The organism is Sphingomonas sp. ID1715, assembly GCF_013044515.1.
Lineage (GTDB): Bacteria > Pseudomonadota > Alphaproteobacteria > Sphingomonadales > Sphingomonadaceae > Sphingomonas_B.
On sequence record NZ_JABEPR010000001.1, the window covers coordinates 457,320 to 472,250 of the forward strand.

Consider the following 14,931-nt stretch of genomic DNA (forward strand, 5'->3'; position numbering starts at 1 on the left):
AGGCAGGAGCGCTACATAGCCGCAAATGGCTCAACGGCCAATGCGGTCAGCGTGTACCGAGCGCTTCGTTGAGCGGGGTCGAACGGTCCATCTGCTCGCCAGAGCGGCCTTCATTCGCGAAGCGGACTCGAACCTTTGCCTCCTCGATGCCGGCGCCCCGCAGGAACAGCTCCGCATTCCTGGTCAAGGCATCGCGCGCGCTCGCTTCCGCCATGCGCATGAGGTCGGGCGCGCGCGCGAGCCGGCCAGCCTCTTCGCGCGCCTTGATCATGTTGCTGCGATCGAACGTGTCCCAAGTCGTCGCCGCCGCCGGCGGACCGGTGCGGAAGACGCGCTTGGCGACCGGGTCGAGCTCCGCGGGCTGCAGGACGACGGGCGGCGCGGTGATCGTCAGCGTCTTCCCCGCCGCGTCCCACGCGACATCGCGCTCGGTCAATCGCGACAGATCGACCGTGTAGCGCACCTTGGCCGGAATGATGCTGGTCTGCACGCGATCGAGCATGTCGAACATGCCGTCCCGCTTGGTCGTCGGCACCGCCACCACCTGCGCGCTGAACACGGTCAGTTCGTTGTGGCGCTGGAAGCTCGCGACCATCGACTGGGCCGACACCTCGTCGCCCCCCGAGGACCAGAGCCAGAAACCGGCCGCGCCCAAGGCCAGCGCCGCCAGCGCGACGATCAGCGTGCGGAGAGCGCCCATGTGGCCCCTCTTTCGGCAACGATGCCGCGATCGCGCAGGTCGATCAGGTGAGCGAGCACCGACCGGCCCGCCGCGCCGTGTAGCCGCGGATCGAGGCCGACATACATGCGCTCGACCATCGACGGGATCGCCTCGACACCTTCGCCGAGCAGCCGCAGGATCTGTCCTTCGCGCTGCTTGCGGTGGCCGGCAAGTCCGCGGACCAGCCGCTGCGGGTTTTCGACCGGATCGCCATGCGCGGGATAATAGATGCGGTCCGCGCGCCGCGTCAGGCGGTCGAGGCTCGCCATATAGGCGGCCATGTCGCCATCGGGCGGCGACACAACGCTGGTCGACCAGCCCATCACGTGATCGCCGGTGAACAGCGCGCCGCTCTCCTTCAGTGCGAAGCAGAGATGATTGGAGGTGTGGCCGGGCGTTGCCACCGCTTCGATCGTCCAATCCGCCCCGCTCAGCTGCTCGCCATCGGCAAGCACGCGATCGGGCGCATAGCTGGTGTCGAACGCCGCATCGGCGCGGGGCCCGCTATCGTCCAGCACCAGCGGGGCGCACCCGATGATCGGCGCATCGGTCGCCGCCTTCAGCGCCGCCGCCGCCGGACTGTGATCGCGATGCGTGTGCGTGCAGAGGATCGCCGTCACGCGCTCGCCGGCGACTGCCTTCAGTAGTGCCGCGACGTGATCGGCATCGTCCGGACCGGGATCGATCACCGCCACTTCGCCATGGCCGACGATGTAGGTCTGCGTCCCGGTATAGGTGAACGGACTCGGATTGCCGGCCAGCACCCGCCGGACCAGAGGCTCGAGTGCGATCGCGCGTCCGACGGGGGGCGTCTCCATGGCCCGGAGCGATGGAGCCGCCCCCGTTCGAAGGCAAGCCGCTATTTGCCCGCGCGGAGCTGCGCCAGCTTGCGGTCGATGGCGCTCAGCGCCTGGGTGCGCGCTTCGCGGGTCAGATCGGAGTCGAGGTCATGGGCGATGTCGCGCCGCGCCTCTTCCAATGCAGAGATCATTTCGCGCCGCATGTTGGCGCGATCGACGGTGAAGCCGCCGCCGCATTTCCACGCCGTGCGATGCCCTTCGTCATCGACGATCTCGAACTCGCCCCGACTGCCAGCGGCGCACCTGCCCGGCGTAACCGTGTGCGAGATCGTCCGGGCGCGTGCGGCGACGCGCTGCGCCTCGGTCCGTGCTCGGGACGCCTCCCGCCGCGCCTCTTCGCCGGCGCGCATCGCTTCGCGACGGGCCTCGGCCGCATCGCGCAATGCTTCGGCGCGCGCTTCGGCGGCGTCGCGGCGCGCTTCGGCGACGGACTCGCGGATTTCGCGGCTCAGCTCTTCATGGTTGATCGCATCATCGTCATCCCAGCTCGGAGGTGCCGGGGGTGCGGGCGGCGCGGGCGGAGCCGCGGCGCTCGGGGGAGCCGGCGGTACCGGCGGATGCGGGTGCAGCAGAGCAAGCTCGGTCCGCTCGACCGAGGGAACAGATGCAACGGCGGGCACCGAAGCAACCGTCGCAACGGGTGCCGGCGCAGCCATCGGCGCGATGGCGGGCACGACAGGGGCCAGCGCCGTACGCACCTGTTCTTCGACCTTCTTCGACGTTTCCGCGGCGATGCCGTTGGACGCGGTCAGCATCAGCCCGGCGCCGACCAGCGTCGCCGCGATCAGGCCGCCGGTCCGGGTCCGTGCCGGGTTCCAGCGATAGGTCTTCATCATCCTCAGTCTCCTCTTGAGGTCATCCCCGGCCCCAAGAGCGCAAGCGGCTACCGGCAGGCGGTCGCAGGCGGATTTTAACAGCGCCGAGCCATAGGCATGGCGCTCGTCAGGCGTCGCGCGCGCCAGCACCAGGGCGTCGCAGGCGAGTTCCTGGTCCTGGCGAAAGGCGCGGTGCGCGAAATAGGCGATCGGATTCCACCAGTGCAGCGCCAGCACCACGAGCGCGAAGAAGTTGGCGGACATGTCGCAGCGACGGTGATGCTGGACTTCATGCTCGATCGCCAGCCGCAGCTCGTCGCCGCCATAGCGGTGGCGGTAGTCCTGGGGCAGCACGATCGTCTTCAGGAAGATGCCCGCGGCGAACGGACCGGGTGCGGACGGGCTGGCGCAGACCTCGACGCCGTCCCGGTCAAAGCGCGGCAGCTGGGTCGCATCCGCCATCGCCCCGCGGACGAAGCGGCGGTAGCTGACGATGTGCCAGGCGAGGAATCCCAGACCCCCCGCCACCCACAGGCAGCCGAACAGCAGCGGCCACTCGGTCCAGGGCTCGACCACAGCAGCAATGGGCGCCGGATCGGGCGCCATCAGCAAGGCCTGCAGGTCGATCTGGGTCGGCAGGATGTGCAGAGGCTTGGGCGTCACCTGCTCCGGCAGCGGCGGCAGCAGCATGCGCAGGCCGGGCAGCAGCCACAGACCATAGGCGATATGCGGACCGAAGTGACGCGCGACCGGAACCCGGATCGCCAGCACCGCCAGCATCAGGATGGACGACGCGATTAGCGTTTCGACGGCCCAGCTGATCATGGCTTGAGCTCCCTGAGCAAAGCTTCGAGTTCGGCGATATCGTCCGCTGACAAAGCACGGCGTTCGGCAAGCTGCGCGATCAGCGGCGTCACGCGCCCGCCGAACAGCCGATCGACCAGCTTTTCGGATTCCCGGCCGACATAGGAGTCGCGCTCGATCGCCGGCCGGTAAAGAAAGCGGCGGCCATCCGCTTCGTGCGTGATCGCACCCTTGGCCATCAGGCGAGAGAGGAGGGTCTTGACGGTGTGGACGCTCCAGCCCCGTTTCGGGCCCGCGCGCTCGGCGACTTCGGCGGCGGTCAATGGCTGCTCCTCCCAGAGCACCTCCATCACCGCATGCTCGGCCTCACTGATCCGTTCAGCCATTCCCTCACCCTTTGCGTCTGTTACGACTACAGGTGTCATCGTTTAGCTGAACAATGGGTGAATTGAAAGCGGCTTCGATCCTCGAGCGGCCATTTGGAAGTTGCGACCAGCGGCTGAGGCCCTATGTCCCGCGCAATGAACGGCGCAGTCTCCAACAACCCGATCGACCGGCGCGGCCTGCTGCGGGGCGGCATGGTGGCGGCAGGTGGTCTGGCTGCGTCCGCTCTCTTCCCCGCCTGGGCGAGAATCGGCAGTCCCGGCCTGGCCGCAGACCTGCCAACCCTATCCGGCGAGGAAATCCGGCTGCGCATCGGTCACAGCGCCTTTCAGGTCGGCGGACGCACCGGCCATGCCATAACCGTCAACGGCGTTCTGCCAGCGCCGTTGATCAGGCTGCGCGAGGGGCAGCGGGTGCGGCTGCATGTCGAAAACGGTCTGGATGAGGACACGTCCATCCACTGGCACGGGCTGATTCTGCCCTTTCACATGGACGGGGTGCCGGGCGTGAGCTTCCCGGGTATCGCGCCGGGCAAGAGCTTCACCTATGAGTTCCCGATCGTGCAGAGCGGTACCTATTGGTATCACTCGCATTCCGGCCTGCAGGAACAGATGGGCCATTACGGGCCGCTGGTGATCGATCCCGCCGGCGCGGACCCGGTGGGCTATGATCGCGAACATGTGATCGTGCTGAGCGACTGGACCTTCCTCCACCCGCACCAGGTGATGGCCAAGCTCAAGCAGCAGGGCGGCTATTTCAATCGCCAGCGGCAGACGGCGGGGGCACGCGGACCCGAGAACCGGATGAGCGGCTCGGATCGGCTGATGTGGGGCCGCATGCGCATGGATCCGACCGACATCGCCGACGTGACCGGGGCGACCTACACCTATCTCGTCAACGGCCATGGCCCACAGGAGAATTGGACGGGGCTGTTCACGCCGGGCGAGCGGGTGCGGCTGCGGATCATCAACGCGTCGGCGATGACGATCTTCAACGTCCGCATTCCGGGCCTGCCGATGACCGTGGTGCAGGCCGACGGGCAGCATGTCCGGCCGGTGGAGACCGACGAGCTGCAGATCTCGGTCGCCGAGACCTATGACGTGATCGTCGCGCCCGGCGACCAGGGATATACCTTTGTCGCGGAGTCGATCGACCGGTCCGGCATGGCGCGCGCGACGCTTGCACCCAGGCTGGGTATGAGCGCGCCGGTGCCCGCACTCCGTCCGCGCCCGACTCTTGGCATGAAGGATATGGGCATGAGCCATGGCGCGGGCTCCTGCCCGGCCGAACATGCCGCGATGGGTCATTGCTCGCCGGGCGGGGGGATGGACCACAAGATGCGTGACACGTCGCTACTGCCGCCGCAGGTGAAGCGCGGTCCCGGCATCGACATGGTGGCCGCGATGGCCGTCGACCGAACCGGCGACCGGCCGCTCGGGCTTGAGGATGTGCCGCACCGGGTGCTGACCTATCACCAGCTCACCCCGCTCACGCCCTTTCCCGACAAGCGGGCGCCGACCCGGGAGATCGACATCCACCTGACCGGCAACATGGAACGGTTCATGTGGTCCTTCGATGGCAAGAAGCTCAGCGAAGGCGCCGAGCCGATCCGCTTCGAGCGCAATGAGCGGGTGCGGGTGAACCTGATCAACGACACGATGATGAACCACCCCATCCACCTGCACGGCCACTTCTTCGAGGTGGTGACGGGTCAGGCCCATGGCCACCCGGTCAAGCACACGGTCAATGTCATGCCCGGCGGCAAGGCAAGCTTCGACCTGACCGCGGACGCGCCGGGCGATTGGGCCTTCCACTGCCACCTGATGTATCACATGCACGCCGGCATGATGCGCGTCGTGAAGGTCCGGCCGCTCGCCGATGCGCCGCCGCGCGCATGATCGGACTTCTCGCCCTTGCCGCCTCCGCAGCGGACCCTTGTCCGCCCGAACATGCCGCCATGGGACATTGCACACCGGCGAAGGAGGCGCCTGCGAGTGCCCCTCCCCCGGTCTCGCCGCCTCCGGTTGTCGGCCCGGAAAATGCCGCGGACACGGTCTTTGATCCTGCCCTTATGGCCGAGAAGCGCCAGTCGGCCCTGATCGGCGAGCATGGCGGCATGCAGACCAGCCGCGTGCTGATCGACCGGCTGGAATATCGAGCGGCACAGGGCCGGGATGGTTTCGCCTGGGAAGGCGACGCTTGGACCGGCGGCGACTATGACAAGCTGTGGCTGAAGACCGAAGGCGAAGGTCTCACGCGCGGCGGCGTCGAAACGGCCGAAGTGCAGGCGCTGTGGAGCCGCGCCATCCGGCCATTCTTCGATCTGCAACTGGGCGTGCGCCAGGATTTAGGCAGGGGGCCTGACCGCACCTATCTGGCCGCCGGCATTCAGGGCCTTGCGCCCTATCTATTCGAAATCGATGCGGCCGCTTTCCTGTCGACCAAGGGCGACCTCACCGCACGCGTCCAAGCCGAATATGATCAGCGCATCACGCAGCGCCTGATCGCGCAGCCGCGAGTCGAGTTCGACCTTGCGGCGCAGGACGTACCGGAACTGGGCCTGGGCTCCGGGCTCTCCAGTGCCGAACTCGGCATCAGGCTGCGCTACCAATTCGTGCCCGAGTTCGCGCCCTATGTGGGGCTGGGCTATGAGCGCCGTTTCGGCGACACAGCGCGCTTCTCACGCAGCCAGGGCGAAGATGTGGGCGGCTGGCACTTGCTGGTGGGGCTGCGAGCCTGGTTCTAGGCGGCGACGACGGGATGCCGCAGCGTCCCGATGCCCACAACCTGCGCTTCGATAACGTCGCCGGGCCAGAGCCACTCCTGCGGGTCCATCCCCGCACCCACGCCGGCCGGGGTGCCCGTCGCGATGATGTCGCCGGGCTCCAGCGTGATGCCCTTGCTGATGTCCTCGATCAGCTCGTCGACCTTGAACAGCATATAGGCGGTGTTGCTGGCCTGCTTCTGCACGCCGTTCACCGTTAGGCTGAGATCGAGCGTCTGCGGATCGGGGACTTCGTCGGCGGTGACGATGCACGGCCCCATGGGCGCAAAGCTGTCCTGCCCCTTCGAATAGATCCATTGGCCCGCACGCCGGCAGTCCCGCGCACTCATGTCGACGATGACGGTGTAGCCGAACACATGGGACAGCGCGTCGGCGCGTGCGACGCCCTTCGCGGTGCTGCCGATCACCACGCCCAGCTCGACTTCCCAGTCGAGCTGTTGAGTGATCGTGCGGTCGTGAAGGATCGGTTCGCCGGGCCCGATCACGGTCGTCGGCGGCTTGGAAAAGATCACCGGCTGGCGCGGCAGGTCGGGCGAGGTGTCGAGCGACTTCGCCGATTCCGCGACATGTTCCGTATAATTGAGCCCGATCCCGAAAATATTCTTCCGCGGGCGCGGGATCGGCGCGAGCAGCTTTACATTGCCGAGCGGAATGGCGGCGCCCAACGGGAAGAGCTTGCCGGCTTCCTCAAGCAACCTGCCAACGATGGGGACCGCTTGCGGGCCGAGGTCGATGAACTCCAGCATCGTCGTCGGCAGCTGCACTCCTTGCGCCGCGCCGAGCTTGGCCAGGTCGACGACCAGATCGCCGGCGATCGCGCCGAGCCGGGCCTCCGCCTCGATATGGGCACGGTAGGTGACAAGTCGCATTGTTCGTCCTCGATCGCTCAGGAGATGATGGGCTGGTGGCCGCCATTTTCGGCCAGCGCTTCTTCCCGGTAGAGGCCGAGCGCGCGCATAACCGGCTGGTCGTGGAAGCTGAACAGGCAGGCATCCTCGCGGTCGGACGCATTGGCGTGCTCATGGTACATCCAGGCGGGCACGACGAAGATATCGCGCTCTCTCCAGTCGAAGCGGCGGCCATTGATGACGGAGTGCCCCGAACCCTTGGCGCACTGATAGACGAAGCTGCCGGTCTGGCGGTGCGCGCGGGTCCGCTCGCCGGGGCGCAGCAACTGCATCGATGCGCCGATCGTCTGCATCACCGGTCCGCCCGTGTGCGGATTCACATAGTCCATCAGCACCCCGTCATAAGGCGAGCCGTCGGTCACCGATGCATAGCGAGTCAGAGCCTCGTAAGTCGGCGCCCATTCGTACTTGAGCAGCGGCGAATAGAGCTTCGGCCAATCCACTCCTGCGGGCCGCAATCCGGCGCCGGCCCAGATCGCGGTCGAATCGTCGACTGGAAAGGAAACCGCCTGGTTCAGATCGGGGTGCACCTGGTAGAAATTGGCTTCCAGCGCGTTGATCAGCGGAATGTCCAGCCCGTCCTGCCAGATGCAGATGGTGCCCTCCTCCGCCACGCCATGTTCGTGCCAGGTGCCGTTTGGCGTGAGCACGAAATCATTGGCGCCCAGCGTTACGCGGTGGCCATCGACATTGGTGAAGGCGCCGCTGCCCTCCATGATGAAGCGCAGCGCCGAGGCGCTGTGGCGATGGCTCGACGCGCATTCGCCGGGCGCCATCACCTGCAGCCCCGAATAAAGCCAGCCCACCGCCGCGACGACGTCGCTGCGCCCGGGATTTTCCAGATAGACGACCCGTCGACCGGCCTGCTCGGGCGTGACCAGTTCCAGCGCCCGCAGCAAGTCACCGCGCAGTTCCTCATAGCGCCAGAGCATCGGCACCGAGCTGCTGGCCGGCTCCCAGGGTTCGATCTTGTTGGCGACGGTCCAGAGCGCGCCGGCGCCAAGCGCTTCGAGCCGCTTATAGTAGGCGATAAGTTCAGCCGTGTCGCGGACATTGGCCCGCCCGAGCACCTCTTCGCGGTATCGATCATAGCTGCTCGCCACGACGGCCTCCTAGCTTTCGTGATCTTGGGGGGTGACCGGCGCTGTTTCGGCCTGATCATCGAAGGTCGCCGATGTGCGCGGCCGACGGTCGATACGCAAATCGAAGATATCGAAGCGATTATAGGCGCCGATGATGTCGTGCATCTGCTTTGGTTGGATACAGGCATTCAGGTCGATCTCGGCATAGACGATGCCTTCGTCGTCGATCAGCGGATCACCCACCGGATTGCCCGCCGGATCAATGATGCCGGTGTAAGCGCTGTTCTTTCGCTCGAGCAGGGCTCGGTTGGCCGGCCGATCCGCCGACATCGCGGCGATGATCTGTTCGCTGACGGTCGAGCACGCAACCACGGTGAAAATCTTGCCTTCGAAACTGTGCGCCGCCGCGCGGATGCGGATTGCCGCAGCCATGTCATAGGATGCGGGCGCCACCGGCAAAGCGATATAGTTGGCCACATGCACGAGTTCGCCGGCCGACAGGAGCGCGAAGCGGGCCAGGGTGTTGGTGTTCTCGCCACATGCCAGCGTACCCAGGGGTCCAACAGCCGTGTCATGGACCCGCAGGCTCGAACCATCCCCGCCGGCCCAGGTCAGCTTCTCCGCCCAGGTGGGCACCAGCTTGCGGTGCTTGCCCAGCAGCGTGCCATCCGCACCGATAATGAGGTTGGTGTTGTAGATCGTGGCGACGGAGCGGGGATCCCGCTCATTGACGCCGATCACCACCACGCACGCATGCTCGCGCGCGGCAGCGCAGAGCCGATCGACTTCAGGCCCGGGCACGGTGATGGCGGCAAGGCACAGCCGTTCGAACCAGGGCCCGCCCTCGATCGGAGTCATCAGCCAGTTCCAATAGGGGTAGCCGGGCACGAACACCTCGGGAAAGGCGACCAACCTCGCGCCGTTGCCTGCGGCCTCCGCGATCAAAGCGCACGCCTTGTCGACCGTCGCCTCGGTGTCGAGGAAGACCGGCGCGGCCTGCACCGCGGCAACCTTCGACTTCGGCAGTTCGAGCATCGTGGTCCTTTCGCTGGTCAGGCTGGTTCGATCCGAGGCTCACGTCACCGCGGCGCGTTCGCGATATTCGGGCCTATCCCAGGCGCGCGTGACGCAGACCTCGCGGATGCGCTCCACTGCTTCCACGATGTCGGCGTAACGCAGGTAAAGCGGGGTCAACCCGAATCGGAGGATGTCCGGCGCGCGGAAGTCGCCGATCACATCCGCCGCCTTCAATGCCTGCACGATCTCATAGCCGTGCAGATGCGCGTAGGAGACCTGGCTGCCCCGCAGAGCCGGATCGAGCGGGCTCGCCAATCGGAAGCCGAACGCGCGGCACCGTTCTTCCATGCGCTCGATGAAGAGCTGCCCGAGCCGCAGCGACTTCTTGCGCACCGCGCACATGTCCGCACGACAGAGCAGGTCGACTCCAGCCTCGAGAGCGACCAGGCCCAGCACGGGCGGCGTGCCGCACAGGAAGCGGGTGATGCCCTCGGCAGGTCGGTAATCCTCTTCGAAAGCAAAGGGACTCGCATGGCCGAACCAGCCCGACAGCACCGGCCGCGCCTGATGGTGCCGCTCCGCGGCGAACAGGAAGGCGGGCGCGCCAGGGCCGCCGTTCAGATATTTATAGCCGCAGCCCACGGCGAAGTCGGCGTCCGCCCCGTTGAGGTCGACCGGAATCGCACCCGCGCTGTGGCTCAGGTCCCAGACCGTCAGGACGCCCTTTTCATGGGCGCGGCGAGTCACCTCCGCCAAGTTGCGGACGAGGCCCGATTTGTAATGGACCTGCGTCAGCAGCAGCACCGCCACGTTCTGGTCGAGCCGATCGAGTACGGCCTCGGGATCGACTGCGACCGACCGCACACGCCCGCCGCTGAACGCCTCGATGCCTTGCATCATGTAGACGTCGGTCGGGAAGTTCGTCGTCTCCGACAGGATGACCGCGCGGCCGGGGCGGAGGGACAAAGCGGCGGTTAGCGCCTTGAAGATGTTCACCGACGTGGAGTCCGCCGCGACAACCTCGCCGGGTTTTGCGCCGATGATCGTCGCGATCTTGTCGCCGATCCGCTGCGGGGCGGTCGACCATTGCGCGCCGAGCCACGACGTGATCAGCCCCTCGCCCCATTGTCGTGACACGGCATCGGCCAGTCGCGCGGCGGTTCCCGTCGGAGCCGCGCCGAGCGAATTTCCGTCGAGATAGATCAGGCCCTCGCGTAGCTGGAACTCGTCGCGAAAGTCGCGGAGCGGATCGTGCGCGTCCAGATCGGCGACCTCTGCCGTGCTCATCGGCATCAGCCAATCTCCCGCAGGATGGCACGGACGGGACTCGCATCGGCACCTGCGATCTTGAGCGGCAAGGCGATCAGTTCATAGCGCCCGAACGGCACGTCATCGAGAACCAGCCCTTCCAGAATGCGCATGTCTCCGGTCTGGACTTCGCGATGGGCGTCCATCGTCTTGGATTGCTCGGGATCGAGCGACGGAGCGTCGGTGCCCACCAAGCGCACCTCGGCTTCGCGCAGCCTCGCGATCACTGCCGGAGCGATGGCAGTAAAATCGGAGTTCCAGCGATCGGCGGGAAAACGATCATAGGTCCGAAAGATCACCCGCTCAGCGCCGGCAAGCGCCGACCAGTCCACATCGTCGGCCTCGACTCTTTGACGGGCGTGCCGTGCGTCGACCACCACGCATGGGCCGATGTATGGGTCGAGATCGAGGTCCGCACTGGCGAGGCCCCGGTCGTCATAATGAAAGGGAGAGTCGGCGTGGGTGCCGGCATGAAGCGGCGTTTCGATGGCACCGACATTCACAGGACATTGCTCGCCGATCATTGCGTTGCGGCGGACGACCAGTTCAGGCTCGCCCGGCCACATCGGCATGCCCGGCCGTAGGGTCTGGGAAATATCCCAAACCCTCATGCGCCCTGCCCCCGCGGGTCCGCATAGTTCGGCCCCTCCTTGGCCGCGACCATGCGCGTGCGCATCGACCAGAGTTCGGGAAAGAAACTCAGATTGAGCGCCTTGACCAGATAATCGACGCCTGCGGAACCGCCTGTGCCCAATTTGTGGCCGATCACGCGGGCGACGGTCTTCATGTGCTTGAAGCGCCATTCCTGGAAATAATATTCGAGCGCCGTGATCTTCTCGGCAAAGTCGTAGAGATCCCAGTGTCTCTCCACGTCCGAGTAGATCGCCAGCCAAGCATCCTCGACCGCCTCGGACGGCTGGTAGGGCCGGCTGAAATCCCGCTCGAGCGCCACCTCCGGAATGGCGAAGCCGCGCCGTGCCAGCAGCCGGAGCAGCTCGTCGTAGAGCGATGGCGCGTGCAGCGCCGCGCTCAGGCGCCCATGCGTTGCCGGGTCGTCTTGGTGGACAAGCAGCAAATCCGCTCGCTTGTTGCCCAGCAGGAATTCCAGCTCGCGATACTGGTGCGACTGGAAACCGGACGCCTTGCGCAGGAATCCTCGAAAGGTGAGGAAGTCGTGCGGGGTCAGTGTCGCCAGCACTTCCCAGCTGTGGATCATGTGGCGCTGGATCGTCGCGATCCGATCGAGCGTCTTGCCGGCACGCTCCAGATCGTCGGCCCGAACGCCGGCGACGACGAGCTTCGCTTCGTGCAGCACCAGCTTCAGCCACAGCTCCATGGTTTGGTGCATGATGATGAACAGCATCTCGTCGGGCTTGTCCGACACGGGAATTTGCGACGACAGCAAACGATCGGTCTGCAGATGCTTGGCATAGGACAGTCCCCTGTCCCACTGGATCGTCTCGCCGTCGATCTCCGCCTCGAAGCTCTCGACGCCGTCCTCGATAAAGGTGCGGATTGTCATCGGTCAGCGGACTCCGGTCGCGGGCGGCGTGGCCCACCGGGTCAAGGACGCCCGGGCTTTGATCGTCTTCAGGCACACGGTGGTGGAAAGCCGGTGCACGCCCGGCAGCTTCGACAGTTCGTTCCGCAGCAGATCATCGAGATGTTCGACCGACCGGGCAAAGATGCGCAGGAGATAATCGCTGTCGCCGGCGGTCGTGTGACACTCGATGATCGCCGGGTGAGCGCTGGCCGCCTCCTCGAACGCCTCGTGGCCGTCCAAACTGATCCGCACAAAGGCATAGCATTGCACGGCCAGGCCTAAAGCGGCGGGATCGATCGTCGCGTGATAGCCCTGAATCGCGCCATTGTTCTGCAGCTCTCGAACCCGTGACCAGCAGGGCGACTTCGACAGCCCGACCCGCTCGCCCAGGTCGGCGAACGACATGCGCCCGTCGCTTTCGAGCTCCGCCAAAATCTTCCAGTCAACGCGGTCCATGCGGTGTCTCCGATCGAAACTGGACGTTTCGCCATCGCGGATCGATCGGCAATTTCTGTAACCCTCTGCGAAACACTGGCCTTGTAGCCCCTCCTGTCCGGGACATTGTTCCAAATTTTGCGCAGACCGGATAGCCCTTCGGGACAATGTTTCGCCGCTGCGGCGATATGCTGGTTTCAGGACAGGGACGCCGGCAGTGGCCATCACGCACGTATACGAGACTCCGCCGGCAGGCGTCGCGCCAGACTGGACGATGCCGCAGCACTGGCATCGCTTCACCGACGCAGAGCATGCGACGTGGGACCGCCTATTCGCGCGCCAATCAAGCGCGCTGGACGGGCTTGCCTGCAAGGCGTTTTTGGAAGGCCTCGACATTTTGCGGCTGTCCAAGCCAGGCATTCCCGATCTGCACGAGCTCAACCCGCGGCTGGAAGCCGCGACCGGCTGGCAAATCGTCGCGGTGCCCGGAGTCATCCCCAACGAGGCGTTTTTCCGGCATCTTGCCGAGCGGCGTTTTCCGGCTGCGAACTTTCTGCGATCCGCGGACTCGCTCGACTATAGCGAGGAACCGGACCTGTTCCACGACCTGTTCGGCCATTTGCCAATGCTGACCGATCCGGTGTTCGCCGATTTCATGATGGCCTATGGCAAGGCGGGGCTCCGTGCACAGCGGCTCGATGCGACCGACTTTCTCGGCCGGCTGTACCTCCATACCGTCGAGTTCGGCATCGTCCGCGAAGATGGCGGCCTGCGAGGATATGGCGCTGGGTTGTTGTCCAGCTACGCCGAAACGCTCCACGCCTTGACCTCGCCCGATGTCCGGCGGCTGGAGTTCAACCTGGAGCGGGTCATGCGGACAGATTATCTGTTCGACAAGTTCCAGCCGACCTATTTCGTCATCGACAGTTTCGACCATCTGCTGACGGTCACCGCGGACACGGATTTCGCGCCCATCTACCAGCAGCTGAAGCAGAAGCCCCTCCTCACTCCCGATGCCGTCGCAGAGGGCGACGTGCCGTTCGCATAAGCGCAACGGCGAAGGATTTTTGCGCTTCACCCATCAGTCGGGTCGATTTGCCAGGACGACATCGAGCAGACCGGGGAAGCGCCGGTCGAACTCGGAGCGCCGCAGCGTGTTGATCATCTCGCGCCCGGCCTGGGTCGTCTCGACCAGTCCCGCCGCGCGCAGCAGCTTCAGGTGGTTGGACAAGGTGCTCTTGGGCATGGAGTCGCACGGTGCCGCGCCGGAGCAGCTCAGCCGCTCGGCTGCCGCCAACCGCGCCACCATGCTTAGCCGATTAGCATCTGCCAGCGCATGAAGCGCCAGATCGAGCGGAACGTCTTCCAGCCTGGGGTGGGTGAAGCGGGGCATTCCCGTTATATAGGCAAGTCGTGCGCCTTTAATAGTTCGGTATTGTTGAACTATTGAACACGACGCCCCATTTCGCCGCCTGCCGACAGCGAACGAAGGCGTGATCGCGGGCCATATTGCGGAGGATATCCATGTCACTTCAGGGCAAGAAAGCGCTCGTCACCGGCGGCTCGCGCGGCATCGGCGCGGCGATCGCCAAGCGGCTGGCAGCGGACGGCGCCACGGTCGCCATCACCTATGGCGGCAACAAGGCCGCCGCGGACGCGACCGTTGCGGCGATCGAAAGCGCCGGAGGCAGCGCCTTCGCGTTTCAGGCCAACGCAGCGGATCCTAGTTCCCAGCGTGCGGGCGTCGAGCAGGCCGCTGCGGCGCTAGGCGGAATCGATATTCTGGTTCACAACGCCGGAGTAGCCGAGTTCTCGGCCATCGCCGACGATACGGACGACACCTTCGATCGCCAGTTCGACGTGAACGTGAAGGGCTTGCACGTCGGCACGCGTGCGGCACTGCCGCACCTGGCCGATGGCGCGCGCATCATCCTGATCGGAAGCATTTCCGGCGAACTCGCCTTTCCCGCCACCAGCGTCTACAGCGCGACCAAGGCGGCAGTGGCGGCGCTGGCTCGCGGCTGGGCCAAGGACCTCGCATCGCGGAACATCCTGGTCAACGCCGTACAGCCGGGCCCCATCGACACCGATATGAACCCTGCGAACGGCGAGTTCGCACAGCAGATGACTGGGGTCGTACCGCTTGGCCGCTATGGCAAGGTTGAGGAGGTGGCGGGCGCAGTCTCGTTTCTCGCCGGACCGGACGCGAGCTACATTACCGGCGCCACCCTCAATGTCGATGGAGGCACGGCGGCCTGAAGCGACAAAC

Annotated in this window: 16 protein-coding genes; 4 read left to right on the forward strand and 12 right to left on the reverse strand. The window is 65.7% G+C overall.

Going from position 1 to position 14,931, the window contains the following annotated elements; genetic code table 11:
- Window positions 1-46: 46 nt before the first annotated feature.
- The 4 genes from HJG53_RS02235 to HJG53_RS02250 are packed head-to-tail and all read right to left on the reverse strand — an operon-like array spanning window position 47 to window position 3,586.
- On the reverse strand, window positions 47-700 hold the full coding sequence (locus HJG53_RS02235) for a DUF4230 domain-containing protein (RefSeq protein ID WP_171127551.1): 654 nt from the start codon (window positions 698-700) through the stop codon (window positions 47-49).
- The gene (locus tag HJG53_RS02240) at window positions 679-1,539 is read right to left on the reverse strand and encodes an MBL fold metallo-hydrolase (protein ID WP_171127552.1); all 861 of its coding nucleotides are present in this window, start codon (window positions 1,537-1,539) and stop codon (window positions 679-681) included. The genes HJG53_RS02235 and HJG53_RS02240 overlap by 22 nt, the downstream gene beginning before the upstream one ends.
- 41 nt (window positions 1,540-1,580) lie before the next feature.
- Window positions 1,581-3,221, reverse strand: a complete 1,641-nt coding sequence (locus HJG53_RS02245) for a M56 family metallopeptidase (RefSeq protein WP_171127553.1) — start codon at window positions 3,219-3,221, stop codon at window positions 1,581-1,583.
- Window positions 3,218-3,586: a BlaI/MecI/CopY family transcriptional regulator gene (locus tag HJG53_RS02250; RefSeq protein WP_171127554.1), complete on the reverse strand. Its 369-nt coding sequence runs from the start codon at window positions 3,584-3,586 to the stop codon at window positions 3,218-3,220. Before HJG53_RS02250 ends, HJG53_RS02245 begins: the two co-directional genes overlap by 4 nt.
- A gap of 135 nt (window positions 3,587-3,721) precedes the next feature.
- Between HJG53_RS02250 and HJG53_RS02255 the strand changes: the two genes are divergently transcribed.
- Together HJG53_RS02255 and HJG53_RS02260 are read left to right on the forward strand one after the other, a co-directional pair.
- Complete coding sequence (locus tag HJG53_RS02255; RefSeq protein ID WP_171128114.1) at window positions 3,722-5,482, forward strand: copper resistance system multicopper oxidase; 1,761 nt, start codon at window positions 3,722-3,724, stop codon at window positions 5,480-5,482.
- A 173-nt stretch (window positions 5,483-5,655) separates the two neighbouring features.
- Window positions 5,656-6,330 carry a copper resistance protein B gene (locus HJG53_RS02260; protein ID WP_254447474.1) on the forward strand — a complete coding sequence of 225 codons (675 nt, stop codon included), beginning with the start codon at window positions 5,656-5,658 and terminating at the stop codon, window positions 6,328-6,330.
- Here the strand turns inward: HJG53_RS02260 and HJG53_RS02265 are convergent.
- From HJG53_RS02265 to HJG53_RS02295, 7 genes are read right to left on the reverse strand one after another with little or no spacing between them, the layout of a single operon-like run.
- Complete coding sequence (locus HJG53_RS02265) at window positions 6,327-7,238, reverse strand: fumarylacetoacetate hydrolase family protein (protein WP_171127556.1); 912 nt, start codon at window positions 7,236-7,238, stop codon at window positions 6,327-6,329. The two genes, HJG53_RS02260 and HJG53_RS02265, sit on opposite strands and share 4 nt — an antisense overlap.
- Window positions 7,239-7,255: 17 nt before the next feature.
- A complete protein-coding gene (locus HJG53_RS02270) occupies window positions 7,256-8,380 on the reverse strand; it encodes a cupin domain-containing protein (RefSeq protein WP_171127557.1) in 1,125 nt (374 codons plus the stop codon).
- A 9-nt stretch (window positions 8,381-8,389) separates the two neighbouring features.
- Window positions 8,390-9,394 (reverse strand): carbon-nitrogen hydrolase family protein, encoded by a 1,005-nt coding sequence (locus HJG53_RS02275; protein WP_171127558.1) that lies wholly within the window; start codon window positions 9,392-9,394, stop codon window positions 8,390-8,392.
- Window positions 9,395-9,433: 39 nt separating this feature from the next.
- Window positions 9,434-10,669, reverse strand: a complete 1,236-nt coding sequence (gene kynU / locus HJG53_RS02280) for a kynureninase (RefSeq protein WP_254447475.1) — start codon at window positions 10,667-10,669, stop codon at window positions 9,434-9,436.
- Complete coding sequence (gene kynB, locus HJG53_RS02285) at window positions 10,669-11,295, reverse strand: arylformamidase (RefSeq protein ID WP_171127560.1); 627 nt, start codon at window positions 11,293-11,295, stop codon at window positions 10,669-10,671. The genes kynU and kynB overlap by 1 nt, the downstream gene beginning before the upstream one ends.
- The gene (locus HJG53_RS02290; RefSeq protein WP_171127561.1) at window positions 11,292-12,206 is read right to left on the reverse strand and encodes a tryptophan 2,3-dioxygenase; all 915 of its coding nucleotides are present in this window, start codon (window positions 12,204-12,206) and stop codon (window positions 11,292-11,294) included. The genes kynB and HJG53_RS02290 overlap by 4 nt, the downstream gene beginning before the upstream one ends.
- A 3-nt stretch (window positions 12,207-12,209) precedes the next feature.
- The gene (locus tag HJG53_RS02295; protein ID WP_171127562.1) at window positions 12,210-12,683 is read right to left on the reverse strand and encodes an Lrp/AsnC family transcriptional regulator; all 474 of its coding nucleotides are present in this window, start codon (window positions 12,681-12,683) and stop codon (window positions 12,210-12,212) included.
- Between the two features lie 196 nt (window positions 12,684-12,879).
- On the opposite strand from HJG53_RS02295, the gene phhA reads away from it, so the two are divergent.
- Window positions 12,880-13,710, forward strand: coding sequence for a phenylalanine 4-monooxygenase (phhA, locus tag HJG53_RS02300; protein ID WP_171127563.1), 831 nt, complete (start codon window positions 12,880-12,882; stop codon window positions 13,708-13,710).
- A 33-nt stretch (window positions 13,711-13,743) separates the two neighbouring features.
- Here the strand turns inward: phhA and HJG53_RS02305 are convergent, their stop codons facing one another.
- On the reverse strand, window positions 13,744-14,055 hold the full coding sequence (locus HJG53_RS02305) for a helix-turn-helix transcriptional regulator (RefSeq protein WP_171127564.1): 312 nt from the start codon (window positions 14,053-14,055) through the stop codon (window positions 13,744-13,746).
- Between the two features lie 131 nt (window positions 14,056-14,186).
- On the opposite strand from HJG53_RS02305, the gene HJG53_RS02310 reads away from it, so the two are divergent.
- Window positions 14,187-14,921, forward strand: coding sequence for an SDR family oxidoreductase (locus HJG53_RS02310; protein WP_171127565.1), 735 nt, complete (start codon window positions 14,187-14,189; stop codon window positions 14,919-14,921).
- The last annotated feature ends 10 nt before the right edge of the window (window positions 14,922-14,931 follow it).

Excerpts from the sequence above, each read along its gene's own strand:
- HJG53_RS02310 (WP_171127565.1), top strand. The coding sequence starts at position 14,187 with ATGTCACTTCAGGGCAAGAAAGCGCTCGTCACCGGCGGCTCGCGCGGC.
- HJG53_RS02290 (WP_171127561.1), bottom strand. The coding sequence starts at position 12,206 with ATGACAATCCGCACCTTTATCGAGGACGGCGTCGAGAGCTTCGAGGCG.
- HJG53_RS02305 (WP_171127564.1), bottom strand. The coding sequence starts at position 14,055 with ATGCCCCGCTTCACCCACCCCAGGCTGGAAGACGTTCCGCTCGATCTG.
- kynU (WP_254447475.1), bottom strand. The coding sequence starts at position 10,669 with ATGCCGATGAGCACGGCAGAGGTCGCCGATCTGGACGCGCACGATCCG.
- HJG53_RS02275 (WP_171127558.1), bottom strand. The coding sequence starts at position 9,394 with ATGCTCGAACTGCCGAAGTCGAAGGTTGCCGCGGTGCAGGCCGCGCCG.
- HJG53_RS02295 (WP_171127562.1), bottom strand. The coding sequence starts at position 12,683 with ATGGACCGCGTTGACTGGAAGATTTTGGCGGAGCTCGAAAGCGACGGG.
- HJG53_RS02265 (WP_171127556.1), bottom strand. The coding sequence starts at position 7,238 with ATGCGACTTGTCACCTACCGTGCCCATATCGAGGCGGAGGCCCGGCTC.
- HJG53_RS02255 (WP_171128114.1), top strand. The coding sequence starts at position 3,722 with ATGAACGGCGCAGTCTCCAACAACCCGATCGACCGGCGCGGCCTGCTG.
- HJG53_RS02245 (WP_171127553.1), bottom strand. The coding sequence starts at position 3,221 with ATGATCAGCTGGGCCGTCGAAACGCTAATCGCGTCGTCCATCCTGATG.
- HJG53_RS02240 (WP_171127552.1), bottom strand. The coding sequence starts at position 1,539 with ATGGAGACGCCCCCCGTCGGACGCGCGATCGCACTCGAGCCTCTGGTC.
- HJG53_RS02250 (WP_171127554.1), bottom strand. The coding sequence starts at position 3,586 with ATGGCTGAACGGATCAGTGAGGCCGAGCATGCGGTGATGGAGGTGCTC.
- HJG53_RS02260 (WP_254447474.1), top strand. The coding sequence starts at position 5,656 with ATGGCCGAGAAGCGCCAGTCGGCCCTGATCGGCGAGCATGGCGGCATG.
- HJG53_RS02235 (WP_171127551.1), bottom strand. The coding sequence starts at position 700 with ATGGGCGCTCTCCGCACGCTGATCGTCGCGCTGGCGGCGCTGGCCTTG.
- kynB (WP_171127560.1), bottom strand. The coding sequence starts at position 11,295 with ATGAGGGTTTGGGATATTTCCCAGACCCTACGGCCGGGCATGCCGATG.